We start from the raw sequence: 18,434 nt of genomic DNA on the forward strand, positions 1-18,434 counted from the left end.
GGTTCTCAATCAATTCTCGATCGGTTGGCGATGTAGCCGCTGCATTGTCACTATTGGAAGTGTCACTACTGGAAGCAAAGCGCGATTTATCTGGTTTTCTAGCCCCACTGCCAGGGATCGATTGCTGCTTCTCTTTATTCAAAATGCGATCGTTTCAAGTTTGTAGGATCGGTTTTTAACCTGTTGGGTGCAGCACACAGGCAGTGTCCTACTGTACAGCCTTGCAAAAAATAAATTGATAGAATTTTTGCGATAAAAAATCGGCTACTAATGTCACAGATTCCCTTCTCCGCAGACTGGCTAAAGCAATTTTCTGACCCCTATGCGGTGCTGGGGCTGGCTGTGACCGCAGACGATCGCCGCGCTCTCAAGCGCTATCGCAGCGTCGCAAAACTGCTACATCCTGACAGCTTGGCCGGAGCAGACAGCGAAACTCGCGATTTTGCCACTCAGCTTTTTGCGCGGCTGGTCAATCCGGCCTATCAAAAGCTCAAGCAGGAAAAGGGGCGATCGGAAATGTTGGCGACGCTGCGATTTCGCGTCCGCCGCATGACCAAAGAAGAAGTGCTTGTCCCCAAAAGCGATCGTGCTCGGCGGCTGCTCAGCGTACCGACTGCTTCGATCGACACGTTTTATGAGCAGGCTGTGACCGACCTGGCCGAAGCGCAGTATCAGCCGCTCGATCAGTTTGTGTCGATCGCTCCGCAAATTGAAGAACTCAATTTGGTTTACCTGCGGCTGAAGATGGGTGAACCGATGATTCGCGAAAAGCGTACAGGCATCATTCCTGCCACCGCTGCCAGGCCGCTCGAATTCACGCCTGTTGCGCCCGATCCGGATCGAGTCGTGGTCAATTACGACCAGCGACACTATCAGCGAGCACAGGAATACATGAAGCACACAGAGTGGGCAAAGGCCGTGCAAGAACTGCGCGATGCGATTCGGATCGATCCCAAGAAAAGCGATTACCATGCGCTGCTGGGCAAAGCCTACCTGATGCAAAATCTTCCCGGTATGGCAAAGACCTATTTCCAGCAAGCCCTCAAGCTCAACCCCCGCAACGAACTTGCGCTACAACACGCGAAGCAGCTTAATATTCAGCTTGATTCAATGATGAACGGAGCCATGCCAAAAGACGAAAAAGGCGGTTTATTTGGCGGCTTATTTGCTAAGAAACGGTAGTGCAAATTCAAGAGTTTGTGCAAATCGAGGAATTAAGCCACATTACTTTTATCGTGCACGACCTCGATCGCATAGCAAACTTTTTGACGGCGATCTTTGATGCCCAAGAAGTTTATTGCAGTGTCGATCAAATATTTTTAATCGCAAGGGAGAAGTTTTTTCTGATTCACAATATTTGGATAGCAATCATGGAAGGTGAATCGCTGTTTGAGAAAACTTATAACCATATTGCCTTTAAACTTTCTGAGCCAGACTTTGAGCAGTACGTTAATTGATTAAACTCGATCAACATTGAAATTCACCAAGGTCGTAACCGAATTGCAGGAGAAGGGCGATCGCTCTATCTCTACGACTATGACAATCATTTATTTGAATCACACACGGGGACACTTGAGCAACGCTTAGCCGCACACCAACCAAGCTAAGCAGCGTTGCTTCCCAACCTCAAGAAGTAGAGATTTCCGACCTTTCAACCGCAACGGCTAAAGGCTTAAAGTATAGTGAAACTATTAAATGCCTGCGCCGATCGAACGGCAGACAGGCAGTTTCGATCGCAACGAGGCCAGCAGCAATGGGATTCTTTGATTCTGAAATTGTTCAGGAAGAAGCCAAGCAGCTTTTTCATGATTATCAGTCGTTGATGCAGCTTGGCGGCGACTACGGCAAATTCGATCGCGAAGGCAAGAAGATCTTCATCGAGCAGATGGAAGCAATGATGGAGCGCTATCGCGTGTTTATGAAGCGCTTTGAGCTTTCTGAAGACTTCATGGCGCAAATGACCGTCGAGCAGCTTAAAACGCAGCTTAACCAGTTTGGCGTTACGCCGCAGCAGATGTTTGACCAGATGCACCTGACGCTAGAGCGGATGAAGACTGAACTAGAGCGCCAGCCCTAGAGCGGCTAGGGATTGGAGGTTTGGAAGAAAACCGAGTTGCGATCGATCGACAGAGAAAGAGCAATTCAGCAGCGCCGACTCCTACCGACGGCTAGGTGGCGTAAAAGCCGACATTGGCTTAAAGCTTTCAGCGGGCACGCCCTGCAACGCTTTTTGCATAAAGCTCCGCCAGATCGGAGCGACGTAAACGCCGCCTGTTGAGCCGCCGGGAAGCGGGCGGTTGTCGTCATTGCCGACCCAAACGGCAGTGGCAAGCTGGGGCACATAGCCAACAAACCAAATGTCGCGCTGTGAAGACGTTGTGCCTGTTTTGCCTGCGGCGGGACGGCCAATTTGGGCCGCGGTTCCGGTTCCATTCGTGATCACGCCCTGCATGACGCTGTTCAGCGCGGCCACTGCCCAAGGATCGAGCACAAGCTGCGGGCGCGGCGTGTTGTCGAGCAGCATTTCGCCCTGGCTGTCCGTAACCTGCACGATGAAGGTCGTTTTGGAGTACCAGCCGCCACTGGCAAAGGCGGCATACGCGCCTGCCATTTCCATTGGCGACATATCAACTGAGCCGAGCGGCAGCGAGATCACCGGCTGCATTGGACTGGTCACGCCGATCGATCGCAAAACTTCGATCACATTTTCCAGGCCAACCGACTGCCCAATCCGAATCGCTGGAATGTTGCGCGATACTTCCAGCGCTTTGCGAATCGTGATGGGTCCCATAAAGCTGCCGTCGTAGTTGCGCGGCGCATAGCGATCGTAGCCGTCGCGATAGCTGACCGGAGAATCGTTGATGATCGAATCGGGACCAAATCGACCAGAGGCAAACGCCGCGTAGTAGACAAATGGCTTGAACGCCGATCCGGGTTGCCGCTGTGCTTGAATGGCGCGGTTGTACTGGCTGCGGTTGTAGTCTACGCCGCCGACCATTGCTTTGACAAAGTGGGTGCGCGGATCGATCGCCACCAGCGCAATCTGGTCAGCTCGAACGCCGCGTCTGCGGAGCGATCGATAGCTCGACTGCACGGACTGTTCAGCCATGCGCTGAAAGTTCATGTCGATCGTCGTCTGCACGCGCATTCCGCCTTGCAAAACGGCATCGCGGCCAAACTGCTGAATCAGTTCTTGCGTCACAGCTTCGGTGACGTAGGGCAAGCGGCTAGCGCGGAACGAGGTGATCTGGCCGAGGCGCAACGGTTGACGGCGGGCGGCTTGTTCTTCCTGGGCAGTGATCCAGTTGAGTTCGCGCATTCGGTGCAGCACGATCGCCTGCCGCTGCTTGGCAAGCGGATAGTCCAAGAACGGACTGAATACTTCGGGCGCTTGAATGAGTCCGGCCAGCATTGCAGATTCGGCCAAATTAAGCTGCGAGGCCGACTTGTTGAAATAGCTTTGGGCAGCGGTTTGGATGCCGTAGTTGTTGTGACCCCAATACACCTGATTGAGGTACATTTCGAGAATCTGATTTTTCTCGAAAATTTGCTCTAGCCGCAAGGCAAGCACCGCCTCGGCGACTTTGCGGCTGAGGGCACGCTCTGGCGTCAAAAACAAATTTTTGACAAGCTGCATGGTGATGGTTGAACCGCCTTCGACCGTGCGTCCTTCTTCAAAGTTGGCGATCGAGGCGCGAGCGATGCCCGTCGGGTCGATGCCGCGATGCTGATAGAAGCTGCTGTCTTCGATCGCCAGCACTGCTCGCTTGAGTTCCGGCGAAATTTCATCGAGCGGAATAATTTCCCGGTTGGCTTCGTCGTGCAGGCTGTCGAGCAACTGTCCTTTGATGTCGTAGATGTACGTCGTTTCGGCAGGAACGTAGTTACGCAACACCCGGACATCCGGCAAATTTCGGAAGCTCACGGCTAGTCCGACCAGTCCTCCCGCAACAACGGAACTGGCAAGCATTGTGATTCCGAGCATTGTTCCCGCCGTGACTTTGCCGACCGTCTGCACAAATTGCAGGGCGGCAGGCGGCTGTGCCTTGTTAGAGGCGGGCGGTTCGGAGGGGCGCTTTTTGGAGCGGGCAGTGTTGGAGGCCACAGCAGTTACTTTGCGAAAGGAATTTACAAAAGGCAAGGCGGGTTGAGGCGCATAGCAGCAGGGCGTTCAAGATTAAACGGCTGTTCAAGATAGACAGAGTATCATTTCACCACCAAATTGGAGAATTTCGATCGCCACCCGACTTAAATTTTTGACAAACGCTTGCCTTGCACTATAGCCGAAACTACTTCAGTCGCACAGAAGTTTGCAATTATAGATACGCTGCTTGTAAATGCGCTGCAAAATTTTAGTCTTTCCAGCTTTGCTTTCCTCCTACCTGCTTTTGTAAATTCCTGTGAGCGTAACGATTTCTACTTCGATAACACTCGATCGCCCCGACTGGCTCGATCGCGGCACGGTCGAGATTTTTCCCAATCAGCCACAGTCCACAAACCCCGATGAGAATTTGGTGGCGCGGTTGCAACAGAGCGATCGCCCGCTGCGAATCAAGCTCGGCGTTGACCCGACCGGAGCCGAACTGCACCTCGGCCACAGTATTGTATTCCGCAAGCTTCGGCAGTTTCAGGACGCGGGACACACGGCAATTTTGCTCATTGGCGATTTTACCGCTCGCATTGGCGACCCAACTGGAAAATCGCAGGTGCGCCGTCAGCTTAGCGCTGAAGAAGTTGCCCAAAACGCCAAAACGTTTTTAGAGCAAGTGCGACCGATTCTCGATTTTGACACGCCCGATCGCCTAGAGATTCGCTACAACTCTGAATGGCTCTCCAAGCTTAATCTGAGCGAAATTATTGACCTGCTGGCCACGATGACCGTCGGGCAAATGCTGGCAAAAGAAGGCTTCTCGGAACGCTACCAAAAGGAAACACCGATCTTCCTGCATGAATTTCTCTATCCGCTGATGCAGGGCTACGATTCGGTTGCTCTACAAGCCGATGTCGAGCTGGGGGGAACTGACCAGAAGTTTAACCTTGCGGTCGGACGCGATTTGCAGCGGCACTTTGGGCAGCGTCCGCAGTTCGGCTTGCTGATGCCGATTTTGCTGGGAACCGATGGCGTCCAAAAAATGTCCAAATCGCTCAACAACTACGTTGGACTGGCCGAAGACCCGCTGACGATGTACTCCAAGCTGGAGAAAACGCCCGATCGCCTCTTGAACGACTACGTGGAACTGCTGACCAACCTGCCGCTTGACTCGCTGCCAGATGCCCCCCGCGATCGCCAAAAGCTGCTCGCGCTCGATGTTGTCCGACAGTATCACGGCGAGGAAGCTGCCCAAGCTGCCCAAAATGCTGCCCTGTCGATCGTGCAGGGCGACGCAACTCAAGCGCAATCTGTCCCAGAATTCTCTCTCTCAAACATTCAGTTTCCCGCCAAACTGTTTTACATCTTGGGTGCAAGCGGTTTATGCAAAAGCGGCGGCGAGGGACGGCGGCAGATTCAAGGCGGTGCGGTGCGGCTTGATGGCGATCGCATCCAAGCAGTCGATCTCAGCTTTGATCAGCCTGCGGAGCTAATCGGCAAAGTGCTCCAGGTCGGTAAAAATAAATTCGTCCGCCTCGTTGCCTAAATCCATGTCAAATCCTGCTGAGAAAATTATTGTGCCGCTGGACGTGTCGAGCGAGGAGGAAGCGATCGCCTGGATCGATCGCCTGCCGCAAGTTGGCTTTTGGAAAGTCGGCCTGGAACTGTTTGTCAGCAGCGGTCCCAGCATCCTCGAAACGCTGAAAGCTCGTCAAAAGCAGGTTTTTCTTGATCTGAAGCTACACGACATTCCAAACACAATGGCAGGAGCTTGTCGCGCCGCAGGCAGCTATGGCGTCGATTTGCTCACTGTCCACGCCACTGCTGGCAAAGATGCCCTTAAAGCGGCACAAACCGCCGCAGAAGCAGGAGCACAGGCCGCAAATCAACCCCCACCAAAGCTAATTGCCATTACAGTCTTAACAAGTTTATCTGCACGAGTTTTGGCTTTCGACCTGAAGATTCCGCTGGAGCTACCGGAATACGCGCTGCAAATGGCGCTGCTGGCGCAAGATAGCGGATTGGCCGGAGCGGTTTGCTCTCCGCAAGAAGTAGAGCAACTGCGATCGATTTGTGGTGATTCCTTTTTGCTCGTTTGTCCGGGTGTGCGTCCCACTTGGGCAGAAGCAGGCGACCAAAAGCGATCGCTAACGCCTGCTCAAGCGATGAAAGCGGGCGCAAATCATCTGGTGATTGGTCGTCCTATTACAACTGCACCTGATCCAGCCGCCGCCTTCGATCGCATTTGTGATGAAATTGCCGCAGGTTAGTTTGATGTGTCGCTTGTATGGCTGGCTGGCTGCTATCGGTTTTGGGTTGGGTCTGCTGCCGCTTCCGGTTCTGGCGGAGGTGGAACGCCCGATTCGCCCGTCGATCGATTGCCCAACGGATTTGTCCGCTTTAACAACTTTGCTGCTGCGAGATTTGCCCAGCTATGCGAATCGGGTGACGCAGCGATCGTTCACAAATTTTGATACTCCAGCGACTCGACCTGGATATGTTTTAGTCGCGGGTCGGCCTGAATTTGAGCCGCTTTCGCGGGGGCCAGGTGAATACTTGCCGACCACAACAGCCGAGCCGCAGCAGCTTTTTTTCACCACCTTGGAGCGGCAATATGTTGATGATCAAGCGATCAATCTTCAGCACTATCACTGGATTTTTCTGGCGCAGGAATCCGATGGCTGGTGGCTGGTGACAATGCGATCGCAACTGGGCAATCTGCCTGCTGACCAGCCACCTACACCGCCCCAAGATACGAGCGACGGCGCGATCGCCCAGGCCATCCGCTTGTGGCTGCGCGACTGCCGCCATCGCTCGATCGCACCTTAGCTTTCATCTCCTGAACTGTAGCCAAATCGCTGATGATCGTTGCGGTCATAATAGCGACCTGCGCGGCTAAAGCGATCGTCCGAGTTCACAGCGGAATCTTCGCTAAGATCAACGGGTGCATTCGCGCTTGAAGGATTTGTTTCGCTGGGAGTCAGTTGCGCTTGTGGCGAATCGACAATCAGCGGGTCAAGCGATCGTTCAAACAAATGATTAAAATCAACGTTCATGGCCGTTCTCCCAACCAGTTTGTATTAACAGCAGTATTTCAACTGGGTTCTAGAAGTGTGATTGGTTCACTTTGAAACTGCCTCCCTCAGTAGAATGAAGAAACCGTTTTTCCTCGTCTAAAACCGAAATAATTGAAAAAAAGTAATAAATTGCAAAAAATCTTTTGCAAAGTCGGTTGCGATCGGGAACGCTTAATCACAAAAGCTTGTCCGTTTTCTCAGTACTTGCCCCAATCATGACGATCGATTCTCCCCGTCCTGCCCCTGCCACACAAGCTGCCCAAGCTCGTCAAACTCGCCAGCAGTTCGCCAATCCCGAAGATTATTTGTCGTATGAACTGGGAAAAGCTGTCCGCGAACTGCCGCCGCTCTACACGCGCTTATTGGCCGGAAGCTTGTCTTTGCTTGTGTTTGGCTCGATCGCTTGGGCGCACTTTAGCAAAGTTGATGAAGTGGCAACGACCAACGGCGAACTGATTCCCTCGGCGCAAATTCGTCCGGTTCGCGCTTTGGATGGCGGCGTTTTGCGCGAGGTGCGGGTCAAGGAAGGAGACGAAGTGAAGCAGGGCGATGTGCTGATCGTGCAAGACCCGACGCAAACTGAAACGGCGATCGCTCGTCTGCAAGAATCGGCCAAGCTGATCCGCCAGGATATTGCTCGCTTAGAGGCAGAACGTACCGGACGCAGCACGGCAGGCACTTCCACTCAAGATCAGCTTCTTGCTGCCCGCCTGCAAGATTTTGATACGCGCCGCGCGGCTGCGATTGCCGAAGCGAACCGCCAGCAGGCCGCGATCGGTGCAGCCCGTGCGGAACTCGCTCGGCTTCAAGAAAATCTCACCAATGCGCGATCGCAGCTTGCCAACGCTCAAGAGCGCGAACGCAGCCTGCGTCCTCTTGTGGCGGATGGAGTTGTGCCTCGCTTTGACTATCTAGAAGCCAGAGACCGCTTGACCGAGGCGGAAAATACCGTAAACTCCTTGCCGCAGTCGATCGCGGCTCAGCAGCAGCAAATTCGTCAGGCAGAGCAATCCTATCAGGCTGCGTTAGAAACAGCGAATGGCCTTTCCGCTCAGCGGCAAAGCGAAATTTTGACGCAGTTGAACCAGCGGCGCGAGGAACTGACGAATTTGGAAGGCCAAATCGCCCAAACGACGACGCAGCAGGATCGATCGATCATTCGCGCTCCGGTTTCCGGTCGTGTCTACAATCTGGAAGCGAATTTGAGCGAAGGAACGATCGAACCGGGAGAAGAACTGTTGTCGATTGTGCCGCAAGACCAAACGCTGCTGCTGGAAGTAAAAGTGCTCAACCGTGACATCGGCTTTATCAGCGAGGGAATGCCTGCCAAAGTCAAGCTGGCAACTTTTCCGTTTCAGGAATTCGGCACAATTCAAGGCACAGTCGAGCAAATTAGTCCCAACGCCACAATGGATCAAAATCTCGGTTTGGTCTATACGGCGCAGGTGAAGCTCGATCGCACCTCGATGCGAGTGCGCGGTCAGGAAGTTGATCTGGTTCCGGGTATGGCTGCGACTGCCGAGATCGTGACGCGCCAAAAATCCGTGCTCACTTTCTTGGTCGAGCCGATCACTCGTCGCTTTGATGAAGCCTTCTCGGTGCGGTAATCACCTGGGCGTTGCAGGAAACTCTCCTGCGGCAGACGGCGCGATGGAGGGCGAGCAGGCTATAATTTGGGCGGAAGCGATCGCAATCTTTCTTTATGAGCAATAGCAATCCTCTGATTCATGCGTTTTTTGTTGGCAGAGCGTTTGCTGAAGCGCTAGGCGAACAAGTTGAAATTGCCGTCACTGATGCCCTGAGTGAACTGGGCAAGTTTGACGCAGAACAGCGCGAACGACTGCGGCAGTTCACCGAGCAAGTCTTGGAACGCGCCCGACAAGAAGAAGAACTGGCAATGCACGGACGCACTGCGACAACCGTTGTAGCAACAGAGGGCAGCGAAGACGTGCAGGCGACGATCGACGATCTTCGCGCCGAAATTGCCACCTTGCGTGTGGAAATTCAGCGTCACCGCAGCGCTTCGCTTTAAGTTCCTAGCCTAGAGTTCTTAGCCCACTGTCCCTGGAAGTTTCTGAGTGCCTTTTCCTGACGACTCTCACCTGATGCCGCCCGACGCGAAGCCGCTCCGCTCCGCGCCTTTCGATTTGCCGGAGCCGACCCCGCAAATTCACTCAGAAACCTTGGCGGCAATGCAAGCGCAGCACGAGGACGAGCTGGTAGTTCGCCGTCCGCCGCCTGCAAAGGCATATCGCTGGAGCCGCGATCGCTATTCGCGTCAAGGCCGCTTCATCGACATCTGGTCATTCATGCTCAAGCTGCTTGCAGAACGCTGGGCATATAACAAGTCTTGGAGCTATAAAGGCGGCATCAGCGAAGAGAAAAAAGCGCTGCGTCGTCGCCGCTTGGCCGTTTGGATTCGCGAAACGCTGCTGGACTTGGGGCCAACCTTCATCAAGGTCGGGCAGCTTTTTTCCACTCGTGCCGATCTCTTCCCCAGCGAATACGTCGAAGAACTCTCGAAGCTGCAAGACAAAGTTCCGGCTTTTAGCTACGCACAGGTCGAGGCGATCGTTGAGCAAGACTTGGGCAAGCCGATTCCTGATTTGTTCCGCAGCTTTGACCCAATTCCATTGGCTGCGGCTAGCTTAGGCCAAGTCCATCGCGCTCAACTGTTTTCCGGCGAAGAAGTCGTTGTCAAAGTGCAGCGACCCGGACTGCGAAAGCTGTTTGAAATTGACCTGGCAATTCTCCGAGGCATCGCCGGATACTTTCAGCGGCATCCGGAATGGGGACGAGGCCGCGACTGGATTGGAATCTACGAGGAATGCTGCCGGATTTTGTGGGAAGAAATCGACTACCTCAATGAAGGCCGCAACGCCGACACCTTCCGCCGCAACTTCCGAGGCGAATCGTGGGTAAAAGTGCCGCGCGTCTATTGGCGCTATGCCTCACCCCGAGTTTTGACGCTGGAATATCTGCCCGGAATCAAAATCAGTCAGTACGATGCGATCGAAGCTGCCGGACTCGATCGCAAGAATCTTGCCCAGCTTGGTGCAAGAGCTTATCTGCGACAGTTGCTCAATGATGGATTTTTCCACGCCGACCCGCATCCGGGCAACATTGCCGCCAGCCCGGATGGAGCCTTGATTTTTTACGATTTCGGCATGATGGGACAGATCCAGCCGATTACGCGCGAAAAGCTGCTCGATACGTTCTTTGGCATCGCGCAAAAAGACGGCGATCGCGTGATGGAATCGCTGGTCGCGCTGGGCGCACTTGCTCCGCAAGACGATATGGGACCTGTGCGGCGATCGATTCAGTACATGCTCGATCACTTCATGGATCAGCCGTTTGAGAATCAATCGGTCGCGGCGATTAGCGACGATCTGTATGAAGTCGCGTATGACCAGCCGTTTCGGTTTCCCGCTACGTTTACCTTTGTGATGCGAGCTTTTTCGACGCTAGAAGGTGTCGGCAAAGGACTTGATCCTGATTTCAACTTCATGGAGGTCGCCAGACCTTTTGCTACCCAAATTATGAGCAGTAACGGGCATTCTCCAGAAAGCGGCATCTTGAGCGAACTCGGTCGGCAAGCAGCGCAGGTAGGCAGCACGGCCTTCGGCCTACCGCGCCGGATCGAAGATACGATCGATAAGCTAGAGCGCGGCGATATTCGCATCCGCACGCGCTCCACCGAAACCGATCGCGCCTTGCGTCGGCTGAGTAACGTTAATATAGGGACTAACTACGCAATCTTGACCGGAGCGTTTACCCTATCCGCTACGCTGCTCTTCATTCACCAATATGTTTGGCTGGCGGCGGCGGCGGCAACGGCGGCTGCCCTTGCTGGAATTGCGCTAATTCGTCTGCTGATTCGTCTCGATCGCTATGAACGCATGTTTTAACGTTTCTGCCTGTGTCATCTGTGCCTTATGAAATGCTCCTTCGCGGGTCTGACTGATCCGGGGTTGCTTCGCACTGTTAACCAAGACGCCTATCACATCGACGATCGCGGGCGGTTCTTTGTGGTAGCAGACGGCATGGGCGGACATGCAGGTGGGCAAGAAGCTAGTCGGATTGCCACTGACGCGATTCAAGCTTATCTAGAAGAACATTGGGACTCAACCGAGCATTCCAAAACGCTGCTCGAAACCGCACTGCTCGAAGCGAATCAAGCCATTCTGCAAGACCAAGCCATGCACCCGGAGCGATCGGACATGGGGACAACAGCAGTGGTTTTGATGTTTCGTGATGATCAGCCTTGGTGTGCTCACATCGGCGACTCGCGTCTCTACCGTCTGCGTCAAAATCAGCTAGAGCAAATCACCGAAGACCATACTTGGGTGGCACGAGCGACGAAGCTAGGCGAGATTTCACCGGAGCAGGCGCGGATGCATCCTTGGCGGCATATTTTATCTCGCTGCCTGGGGCGTGAGGATGTGCGGCAAATTGACGTGCAGGCGATCGAGCTTCAGCCGAGCGATCGCCTGTTGCTGTGCAGCGACGGCCTAACCGAAGAACTGCCCGATAGCGCGATTGCTGCCCGACTCAAATCGATCGCAGCGGGCGAGCAGGCGGCGATCGCCTTGGTTAACGATGCTAAAGATCAAGGCGGGCGTGACAATATCACCGTTGTGATTATTTCGATCGATCCGTCCGACTGGAACGATTTAGCTGCACAGTAGCAGCGCGGCAAAGAACTTTAAATTTCTATGCGATCGCTCTTCTGGTTATAAACCGTAGGGAGCGGTTGAGTCTTACTGCCGATCGGTAGCGTAAACAGCAGTTTCTTTTTCCTCCTTCGGTAAGATTCCCAAAGTACCCAAGAAGAGGGATGGGCGATTTGTCAATTGCTTGTTATCTTTTGTAATATCAAGGGAGGATTAAGCCAAGCAAATCGCCAGTTTAATCTCAATGCAGTCTTTCCCGACTGCGCCCACCATCCGGTTAAAGGAGTTAACCTGTATGATGAACCAGCCCGTCGAACTCACTCTAGAGCAGCAGTTCAGTTTGCGATCGTTTGAAACGCAAGTTGAGCGGATGAGCCACGAGCAAGCCCAGCAGTTTCTCGTTAAGCTCTACGAGCAAATGATGCTGCGCGAAACGATGTACAAGCACTTCCTCAAGCACCAGTGGGGAATCGAATCTGGCCCACAGTTCTAGTTCCGCTTCGATTCGACAGTGGACGACCTCCTTCTCTTGCTTTGTTCTATCGCGGAAGGAAGCTGGGGGTGCTGGGGCGTCAACTTCCGAAGACGCGAATCAATTTGCTCGCCTCAGATTTCGATTATTTGATTCGCCCGTTTGACTTTAGAAAGGAAAGAGCGCTTCTTCAGTCACCGCTTGGACGATTCAACCAAGGCTAATGCAAAACACTTAGTTCACGATCGCGCTGGATGTCGTTGAATTTGAGTTGTAGTTCAAATCTGCATATAGCGATTCAAGTCTTAGCAAAATACTCGGCTTTGTCTTTTCCAGTTCGTCTTTCAACATCTGCTTGCTGACGGTGTAGAGCGAAGTTGCAGGTGAAGAAAAACCGATCGCTGCCCACTCCATCAGCAGCTTACATTGGCTGGGCGGAACCGTCGCAGGCAACACGTTGGTACAGCGCTTTGTTTCTTTTGAAAACAGCAACACTCGGTATTGACCGCTTTCTGCAAGCAGGCGTGTGATGTGTTGCCCTTGATTGGTACGCAAGTCAAGATAGCAAGATAGCCAGCGCGGTTCAGCAATGCGGCTAAACAAAACGGTCAGCCACAGCACGACCGGATGCGGAGATGGTGAAAACAAAAACCAGTTGTAGCGAGCACAAATTAAGCGTCGCTCGATTTCTTGTCGAGGCAGCATCACCCAAACGCTTGCGATCGTTTCTCGATTTGTGCTGAGTACCTGCGGAAACACAATATCGGCGATCGGTTTGTCGTGCGGCCAGGTTGCGATCGTTGGTGCGCCTTCGGACAGGCGCAAATCGATTTTCGGGGCGATCGGCTTTTGCGCCAGCGCATCGCCAATACGTTTGCCGAGTTCCAAGCCCGGACGATATTGCTTTTCGAGCGGTTCCAGTTCGCGAATCACCTCTGCCGCCGTTTGGGGGCGATCGTCCGGCGATTTGGCAAGACAGCTCATCACTAAATTTTCCAGCGATCGCGGCAGCTTAAGGCTGGGATTGATAGCTTCAAACGATCGCGGCATTTGCAGCCGATGCGTGCGATACCAACCGCTGAAGTTGAGTGGTTCAGCAATCAGCGGCATTTTGGACGTGAGCATCTGAAACATCATCACGCCCAAGCTGTAGATGTCCGATCGCGCATCGAGTTCGCGTCCTTCCATCTGCTCTGGCGACGAGTAGGCCAGCGTGCCCATGAAGCAGTTGGTTTGGCCGCTATCTTCATGCAGCAGTTTGGCAATGCCAAAGTCCAAAATCGTTGCCAGTTCGCCCAGCGTGTCATCGTGGCTAATCACAATGTTGCTGGGCTTGATGTCGCGATGAATGATCGGGCAAAGTTCGTTGTCGATCAGGATGCCTTGATGAGCACACTGAAGCCCCAGGCAGATTTGCCGAATCAAGCTGAGAAAGCGCGGCAGCGGCAGCGGTTGGCGAGCAATCAGTTCGCTGAGGCTTTGACCGTCAAGATACTCCATCACGTAGAACGGAATGCCTTCATCGTCTACGCCGCAGTCCGAAACGCGAACGATGTGGCGGCTGCGATGTCCAAGCTGAGCGCAGGTGGTGGCTTCGCGCTCAAAGCGGTCTTTCATTTTTTTGTTCAGCAGCGCGTGCGACAAAAATTTCACCGCAACCGGAACCCCGCCCAGCAGCATATCTTTTGCGCCGTATACCTTGCCCATTGAACCTTGTCCAATCAGCTTGATCAGGTGATAGCGCTTTGCCAGGGTGTGACCGATGTAGGAATCTTTTGTCGTTGTCATTGCCGAAATATCTGCCGATGCCGTGTACGGAGCGAACCCGCCAATGTCGTAATCAGGCGGCAAACTAGGCGCTTCTAATTACTGTGAATGCTGCTAGAAGACGCACCACGATTTCATAAAGATTTATTTACCCTAACCTAGATTCTAGGTGACTTTATCAATTTCGATCGATGCTCGCAAAAATGAAGCGAGACAGAAGCGTTGCCTCGATCGCGCCTGAGCCATTCAATTTCAGCAACTAGAAACACCCTAGAGAACATTCTAGCGGTGTGCTCTGGTTCCGGGCGGATGATTTGACGAAAGGGTCAAGACACAATGGTTAATGTCGATCGAGGCGGCATCGATCAAAAGCCGATCGACATCAACGGAAATGACGCTAATCTCTGCGATCGTCTGTACGCACAATCGCGATCGCTATCTCGGTGGCGCGATCGATAGCCTGCTGACTCAAAATTTTGCAGGCGAATTTGAAGCGATCGTGGTTGATAACGCCTCGATCGATCGAACTCGCGCCGTTGTGGAATCTCGCCTGCCTCATCCGCACCTGCGCTATGTGTATGAACCACAGCTTGGCTTGTCGATCGCCCGCAATACCGCAGCCAAACACGCTAGCAGCCCGATTTTGGCGTATCTCGACGACGATGCGATCGCCAGTCCGCACTGGCTGCAAATGCTCTACGATGCGTTTGTCCTGCATCCCGATTTGGCGATCGCAGGCGGGCGCGTCACGCTGCTGTGGCCGGACGGCATGACGCGCCCGCGCTGGCTGTCGGCTGGCCTGATGCAAAGTTTGGGCGCATATGATTTGGGAGCGGAATGCGTGTGGATCGATCGCCCTGGTCAAACGCCGAGAGGCTTGAACTACGCGATCCGCAAATCAACGCTGGAGTCGATCGGCGGCTTTGACGTGAACCTAGGCCGGAGAGGAAAAAATTTGCTCTCGAACGAAGAACTGTACGCAACTGAACAAGTGTTGCAGCGCAGCGGGCGCGTCGCCTATTTGCCACAGGCGCAAGTGGCTCACCAGGTTGCCCCAGAACGCTTGCGGGCGAGTTGGTTTCTCAGCCGAAACTGGTGGCAGGGCATTAGCGACTGCTATCGCGAGCAGGCTGCTCAGATCGATCGCCGCCAACAGCTTCAACAAGGTAGCGATCGCCTGTTGCGCGGCTGCGTCAAAGCAATCCGCCACCTGCACCAGCCCGCCATCTGCTTTGACAATCTCGTTTATGCTTATGGACAAATTGCCTACCTCAAAGCCTGCTTGCAGCAGCGATCGGGCAAATGAACTCAGCCGATATCCGACGCCCGACACCCGACACCCTCCCCTTGTCCGTCCTGATTCCCGTCAAAAACGAGGAAATGAATCTGCCCGCATGTTTTGCCAGCCTGACACGAGCGGCTGAAATTTTTGTGGTCGATTCACACAGCATCGATCGCACCGTTGAAATTGCCGAAGGTGCAGGCGCGATCGTCATGCAGTTTGAGTTCAGCGGCGGCTGGCCGAAAAAGAAAAACTGGGCGCTCGACAAGCTGCCGTTTCGCTACGAGTGGGTGCTGATTGTCGATGCGGACGAGCGGATTCCACCTGACTTGTGGAACGAAATGGCGATCGCGATTCAGGACGATCGATTTGACGGCTATCACCTGAAGCGCAAAGTGATTTTCCTCGGTCGCTGGCTGCGGCACGGCGGCAAATATCCCGACCTGAATTTGCGCTTGTTTCGGCATCGACTCGGTCGCTACGAAAATTTGCAGACGCAGGCCGCTCCGCAAACCGGAGATAACGAAGTCCACGAGCATGTGATCCTGGAGCGCGACGGCATCCCGATTCCCAAAAGTCGAATCGGCCTGTTAAAAACGCCGATGCTGCACGAAGATTTCCGCGATCTTTACCACTGGATCGATCGCCACAACCGCTACTCCAACTGGGAAGCTCAGCTTTATCTCAACTTTTTGGAAGGGCGATCGCCCGAAGGCACGATTCGATCGAACTTTTTCGGCAATCCGCTAGAGCGCAAACGCTTTTTGCGGCGGCTGTGGGTGTGGCTCCCGTTTCGCCCCACAATCCGCTTCCTCACCGTCTACTTTCTGATGCTGGGCTTCCTCGACGGCAAAGCAGGCTACATCCACGCCCGCCTGATTAGCCAGTACGAATATCAAATCAGCGTCAAGCTGTATGAACTCCGTCGCCGCCGCACCGATCGATGAATCAGCCGACTCCCGACTTTCGACTCCCGATCGACCTGACGACTCCCGCCTGGATGGATCTGCGGCAATACGATCAAACTCACTTCGATCGCGGACGGCCAAACTGGTTGATTTTCCTGTGGTGGCTGGTGCAGTCGATCGCGTTTCCCCTGACGCCGCACAGCTTCAACCGAGGACGCTGCTGGCTTTTGCGCTGCTTCGGGGCAGAAATTGGGCGCGACGTGATCATTCGTCCGACCGTCCGCGTCACGTATCCCTGGAAGGTGAGCATCGGGGAGGCAAGCTGGATCGGAGATGGCGTGGTGATCTATAGCCTCGATTCCATCTCGATCGGTTCACACAGCGTTATTTCCCAGCAAACTTACCTTTGTACGGGCAGCCACGATCGCACCGATCCCGCCTTTGGCTTGCAGACGGCTCCGATCGCGATCGGCAACGGTGTTTGGATCGCTGCCCAGTGCTTTGTCGCGCCCGGCGTCCAAATTGGCTCCAATGCGACGATCGGCGTTCGCAGTACCGTTCTGACTTCGATGCCCGCAGGCTATGTCTGCTGGGGACATCCCTGCCGTCCTCAGCAGGTGCGATCGATGCGATCGGGCTAGGGTGTGTTTGAAGACCTTCTGGTGGTTTGATTCCCTGGCGGAGATCCCCCTAAATCCCCCTTGAAAAGGGGGACTTTGAGGCGTGGTTCGGCTCCTTCCTTAAAGAGGGCTGGGGAGGATCAATGGCTGTTAACACACCCCAGGGCGAGACCGCCCCCGATTCCTAACGCGCTGCCACTTGCCGCTCAGTTTCCGACGCTGTTCCCTGTGTGCCAAGCTGAATCAGTTCGACCTTGTAGCCGTTCGGGTCTTGAACAAACGCGATCACGGTGGAGCCGTGCTTCATCGGTCCCGGTTCGCGAACGACATTGCCGCCCTGCTGCTTGATGCGATCGCAAGTTCCGTAGATATCATCCACGCCGATCGCGATGTGGCCGTAAGCGTCGCCCAAATCGTAATGGTCGGTTTCCCAGTTGTGCGTCAGTTCCAAAACCGTGTGGTCGGATTCTTCGCCATAGCCAACAAAGGCAAGCGTAAATTTGCCGCCCGGATAATCTTTTTGCCGCAGCAGTTTCATTCCCAGCAGGTCGCAGTAGAACTTCAGCGATTCTTCCAGGTTGCCAACGCGCAGCATCGTGTGTAGTAGCCGCATAAATTCATCTCCCATGCAGTTTTCTTTTATTGTGGCTTGCGATCGCGGCAGGCGTACCACAAGATAGCTGGAGTATTGCATCCGATTCATGCCAACCATTCGCTGTCAAAACCGCATTTTTTCTAATATTGCCGCCGTTGTTTTTGACAAGGACGGAACGCTGGCCGATTCACATGCTTATTTGCGGACTCTGGGAATGCGGCGATCGCGCCTGATCGATGCCAAAATTCCCGGTGTTGGAGAACCCTTGCTGATGGCGTTCGGGGTTAGAGAGAACGGTTTGAATCCGGCGGGCATGATGGCGGTTGGATCGCGACGAGACAACGAAATTGCCGCCGCTGCCTACGTTGCCGAAACGGGACGCGACTGGATGGAAGCTCTGTCGATCGCCCAGGAAGCCTTTGCCGAAGCCGATCGCAATCTCCAGCCCAAAGCGCCGCAAACGCCAATATTCCCAGGCAGCCTAGAACTGCTGCGATCGCTGCGATCGGCCAAGCTCAAACTCGCCATTCTCTCTGCTGACACTACTGCCAACGTTCAAGAATTTGTGCAGCACTACGCCCTCGACGTGGATGCCGCGATCGGCACAGACGACAATCTCGGCAAACCCAATCCGCAATTCCTAGAACGGGCAGGCGCAGCGATCGATGTGCCTTGCGCTCAAATGCTCGTGGTGGGTGATTCGATCGCAGATATCGAACTGGCACGATCGGCAGGTGCGGCAGGCGCGATCGGCGTGACGTGGGGCTGGACATCGATTCAGCAGTTGGCAGGCGCGGATGTGGTGATCGATCAGTTCGATCAAATTGAAGTGATTGCCTAGTGCAGTCTTAAGAGACCTATTTTGCACAAGCAGCAGCCAATCGATAAGCTATTACTTATCCCAAAGATGCTTTTGATCATGTACCCACCGCTGTTTGTTCGACCGTTAA

The 18,434-nt window shown here is 54.0% G+C and carries 19 protein-coding genes and 1 pseudogene; 16 read left to right on the top strand and 4 right to left on the bottom strand.

Annotation, left to right across the window (positions count from 1 at the left end; all coding sequences use genetic code 11):
• Window positions 1–270: 270 nt before the first annotated feature.
• The 3 genes and pseudogenes from H6F67_RS20445 (at window position 271) to H6F67_RS20455 (ending at window position 2,077) form a co-directional block, all read left to right on the top strand.
• Window positions 271–1,182 carry a J domain-containing protein gene (locus H6F67_RS20445; protein WP_190768486.1) on the top strand — a complete coding sequence of 304 codons (912 nt, stop codon included), beginning with the start codon at window positions 271–273 and terminating at the stop codon, window positions 1,180–1,182.
• A gap of 23 nt (window positions 1,183–1,205) precedes the next feature.
• Window positions 1,206–1,607, top strand: a pseudogene (gene fosX / locus H6F67_RS28540) (FosX/FosE/FosI family fosfomycin resistance hydrolase).
• 146 nt (window positions 1,608–1,753) lie between these two features.
• A complete protein-coding gene (locus H6F67_RS20455; RefSeq protein ID WP_190768487.1) occupies window positions 1,754–2,077 on the top strand; it encodes a DUF1825 family protein in 324 nt (107 codons plus the stop codon).
• Window positions 2,078–2,158: 81 nt separating this feature from the next.
• Here the strand turns inward: H6F67_RS20455 and H6F67_RS20460 are convergent, their stop codons facing one another.
• Complete coding sequence (locus tag H6F67_RS20460) at window positions 2,159–3,970, bottom strand: penicillin-binding protein 1A (protein WP_199304545.1); 1,812 nt, start codon at window positions 3,968–3,970, stop codon at window positions 2,159–2,161.
• Between the two features lie 424 nt (window positions 3,971–4,394).
• On the opposite strand from H6F67_RS20460, the gene tyrS reads away from it, so the two are divergent.
• From tyrS to H6F67_RS20475, 3 genes are read left to right on the top strand one after another with little or no spacing between them, the layout of a single operon-like run.
• Window positions 4,395–5,636 (top strand): tyrosine--tRNA ligase, encoded by a 1,242-nt coding sequence (gene tyrS / locus H6F67_RS20465; RefSeq protein ID WP_396798604.1) that lies wholly within the window; start codon window positions 4,395–4,397, stop codon window positions 5,634–5,636.
• A 4-nt stretch (window positions 5,637–5,640) separates the two neighbouring features.
• Window positions 5,641–6,360 carry an orotidine-5'-phosphate decarboxylase gene (gene pyrF / locus H6F67_RS20470; protein ID WP_190768488.1) on the top strand — a complete coding sequence of 240 codons (720 nt, stop codon included), beginning with the start codon at window positions 5,641–5,643 and terminating at the stop codon, window positions 6,358–6,360.
• On the top strand, window positions 6,341–6,919 hold the full coding sequence (locus H6F67_RS20475) for a hypothetical protein (RefSeq protein ID WP_242020735.1): 579 nt from the start codon (window positions 6,341–6,343) through the stop codon (window positions 6,917–6,919). The genes pyrF and H6F67_RS20475 overlap by 20 nt, the downstream gene beginning before the upstream one ends.
• On the opposite strand, the gene H6F67_RS20480 is transcribed toward H6F67_RS20475, so the two are convergent.
• Window positions 6,916–7,146, bottom strand: a complete 231-nt coding sequence (locus H6F67_RS20480) for a hypothetical protein (RefSeq protein ID WP_190768489.1) — start codon at window positions 7,144–7,146, stop codon at window positions 6,916–6,918. The two genes, H6F67_RS20475 and H6F67_RS20480, sit on opposite strands and share 4 nt — an antisense overlap.
• A gap of 236 nt (window positions 7,147–7,382) precedes the next feature.
• On the opposite strand from H6F67_RS20480, the gene H6F67_RS20485 reads away from it, so the two are divergent.
• The 6 genes from H6F67_RS20485 (at window position 7,383) to H6F67_RS20505 (ending at window position 12,333) form a co-directional block, all read left to right on the top strand.
• A complete protein-coding gene (locus H6F67_RS20485) occupies window positions 7,383–8,774 on the top strand; it encodes an HlyD family type I secretion periplasmic adaptor subunit (protein WP_190768490.1) in 1,392 nt (463 codons plus the stop codon).
• Window positions 8,752–8,880, top strand: coding sequence for a hypothetical protein (locus H6F67_RS28205; RefSeq protein ID WP_277874618.1), 129 nt, complete (start codon window positions 8,752–8,754; stop codon window positions 8,878–8,880). Before H6F67_RS20485 ends, H6F67_RS28205 begins: the two co-directional genes overlap by 23 nt.
• The gene (locus tag H6F67_RS20490; RefSeq protein WP_190768491.1) at window positions 8,870–9,199 is read left to right on the top strand and encodes a DUF6825 family protein; all 330 of its coding nucleotides are present in this window, start codon (window positions 8,870–8,872) and stop codon (window positions 9,197–9,199) included. The genes H6F67_RS28205 and H6F67_RS20490 overlap by 11 nt, the downstream gene beginning before the upstream one ends.
• Window positions 9,200–9,359: 160 nt before the next feature.
• Complete coding sequence (locus tag H6F67_RS20495; RefSeq protein WP_190768508.1) at window positions 9,360–11,075, top strand: AarF/ABC1/UbiB kinase family protein; 1,716 nt, start codon at window positions 9,360–9,362, stop codon at window positions 11,073–11,075.
• A 27-nt stretch (window positions 11,076–11,102) separates the two neighbouring features.
• A complete protein-coding gene (locus tag H6F67_RS20500; RefSeq protein ID WP_190768492.1) occupies window positions 11,103–11,855 on the top strand; it encodes a Stp1/IreP family PP2C-type Ser/Thr phosphatase in 753 nt (250 codons plus the stop codon).
• Window positions 11,856–12,138: 283 nt separating this feature from the next.
• Window positions 12,139–12,333, top strand: coding sequence for an NblA/ycf18 family protein (locus H6F67_RS20505; protein ID WP_190768509.1), 195 nt, complete (start codon window positions 12,139–12,141; stop codon window positions 12,331–12,333).
• A gap of 213 nt (window positions 12,334–12,546) precedes the next feature.
• Here the strand turns inward: H6F67_RS20505 and H6F67_RS20510 are convergent, their stop codons facing one another.
• Complete coding sequence (locus tag H6F67_RS20510) at window positions 12,547–14,163, bottom strand: serine/threonine-protein kinase (protein ID WP_313926875.1); 1,617 nt, start codon at window positions 14,161–14,163, stop codon at window positions 12,547–12,549.
• 307 nt (window positions 14,164–14,470) lie between these two features.
• On the opposite strand from H6F67_RS20510, the gene H6F67_RS20515 reads away from it, so the two are divergent.
• From H6F67_RS20515 to hpsU, 3 genes are read left to right on the top strand one after another with little or no spacing between them, the layout of a single operon-like run.
• Window positions 14,471–15,385: a glycosyltransferase family 2 protein gene (locus tag H6F67_RS20515; protein WP_190768493.1), complete on the top strand. Its 915-nt coding sequence runs from the start codon at window positions 14,471–14,473 to the stop codon at window positions 15,383–15,385.
• Window positions 15,382–16,308 (top strand): glycosyltransferase family 2 protein, encoded by a 927-nt coding sequence (locus H6F67_RS20520; RefSeq protein WP_190768494.1) that lies wholly within the window; start codon window positions 15,382–15,384, stop codon window positions 16,306–16,308. The genes H6F67_RS20515 and H6F67_RS20520 overlap by 4 nt, the downstream gene beginning before the upstream one ends.
• The gene (hpsU, locus tag H6F67_RS20525) at window positions 16,305–16,910 is read left to right on the top strand and encodes a hormogonium polysaccharide biosynthesis acetyltransferase HpsU (protein WP_190768495.1); all 606 of its coding nucleotides are present in this window, start codon (window positions 16,305–16,307) and stop codon (window positions 16,908–16,910) included. The genes H6F67_RS20520 and hpsU overlap by 4 nt, the downstream gene beginning before the upstream one ends.
• Window positions 16,911–17,073: 163 nt before the next feature.
• Here the strand turns inward: hpsU and gloA are convergent, their stop codons facing one another.
• Window positions 17,074–17,502, bottom strand: coding sequence for a lactoylglutathione lyase (gene gloA, locus H6F67_RS20530; RefSeq protein WP_190768511.1), 429 nt, complete (start codon window positions 17,500–17,502; stop codon window positions 17,074–17,076).
• A gap of 88 nt (window positions 17,503–17,590) precedes the next feature.
• On the opposite strand from gloA, the gene H6F67_RS20535 reads away from it, so the two are divergent.
• On the top strand, window positions 17,591–18,325 hold the full coding sequence (locus tag H6F67_RS20535) for an HAD family hydrolase (protein ID WP_190768496.1): 735 nt from the start codon (window positions 17,591–17,593) through the stop codon (window positions 18,323–18,325).
• Window positions 18,326–18,434: the final 109 nt, after the last annotated feature.

The sequence above is a fragment of the Microcoleus sp. FACHB-1515 genome (assembly GCF_014696105.1).
In the GTDB taxonomy this organism is placed as follows: Bacteria; Cyanobacteriota; Cyanobacteriia; order Elainellales; family Elainellaceae; genus JAAUTJ01.

Bases quoted from the DNA above. Each gene is read 5' to 3' on its own strand.
- H6F67_RS20445 (WP_190768486.1), top strand. From the start codon at position 271: ATGTCACAGATTCCCTTCTCCGCAGACTGGCTAAAGCAATTTTCTGAC.
- H6F67_RS20455 (WP_190768487.1), top strand. From the start codon at position 1,754: ATGGGATTCTTTGATTCTGAAATTGTTCAGGAAGAAGCCAAGCAGCTT.
- H6F67_RS20460 (WP_199304545.1), bottom strand. From the start codon at position 3,970: ATGCTTGCCAGTTCCGTTGTTGCGGGAGGACTGGTCGGACTAGCCGTG.
- pyrF (WP_190768488.1), top strand. From the start codon at position 5,641: ATGTCAAATCCTGCTGAGAAAATTATTGTGCCGCTGGACGTGTCGAGC.
- H6F67_RS20475 (WP_242020735.1), top strand. From the start codon at position 6,341: ATGAAATTGCCGCAGGTTAGTTTGATGTGTCGCTTGTATGGCTGGCTG.
- H6F67_RS20480 (WP_190768489.1), bottom strand. From the start codon at position 7,146: ATGAACGTTGATTTTAATCATTTGTTTGAACGATCGCTTGACCCGCTG.
- H6F67_RS20485 (WP_190768490.1), top strand. From the start codon at position 7,383: ATGACGATCGATTCTCCCCGTCCTGCCCCTGCCACACAAGCTGCCCAA.
- H6F67_RS28205 (WP_277874618.1), top strand. From the start codon at position 8,752: ATGAAGCCTTCTCGGTGCGGTAATCACCTGGGCGTTGCAGGAAACTCT.
- H6F67_RS20490 (WP_190768491.1), top strand. From the start codon at position 8,870: ATGAGCAATAGCAATCCTCTGATTCATGCGTTTTTTGTTGGCAGAGCG.
- H6F67_RS20495 (WP_190768508.1), top strand. From the start codon at position 9,360: ATGCAAGCGCAGCACGAGGACGAGCTGGTAGTTCGCCGTCCGCCGCCT.
- H6F67_RS20500 (WP_190768492.1), top strand. From the start codon at position 11,103: ATGAAATGCTCCTTCGCGGGTCTGACTGATCCGGGGTTGCTTCGCACT.
- H6F67_RS20505 (WP_190768509.1), top strand. From the start codon at position 12,139: ATGAACCAGCCCGTCGAACTCACTCTAGAGCAGCAGTTCAGTTTGCGA.
- H6F67_RS20515 (WP_190768493.1), top strand. From the start codon at position 14,471: ATGACGCTAATCTCTGCGATCGTCTGTACGCACAATCGCGATCGCTAT.
- H6F67_RS20520 (WP_190768494.1), top strand. From the start codon at position 15,382: ATGAACTCAGCCGATATCCGACGCCCGACACCCGACACCCTCCCCTTG.
- hpsU (WP_190768495.1), top strand. From the start codon at position 16,305: ATGAATCAGCCGACTCCCGACTTTCGACTCCCGATCGACCTGACGACT.
- gloA (WP_190768511.1), bottom strand. From the start codon at position 17,502: ATGCGGCTACTACACACGATGCTGCGCGTTGGCAACCTGGAAGAATCG.
- H6F67_RS20535 (WP_190768496.1), top strand. From the start codon at position 17,591: ATGCCAACCATTCGCTGTCAAAACCGCATTTTTTCTAATATTGCCGCC.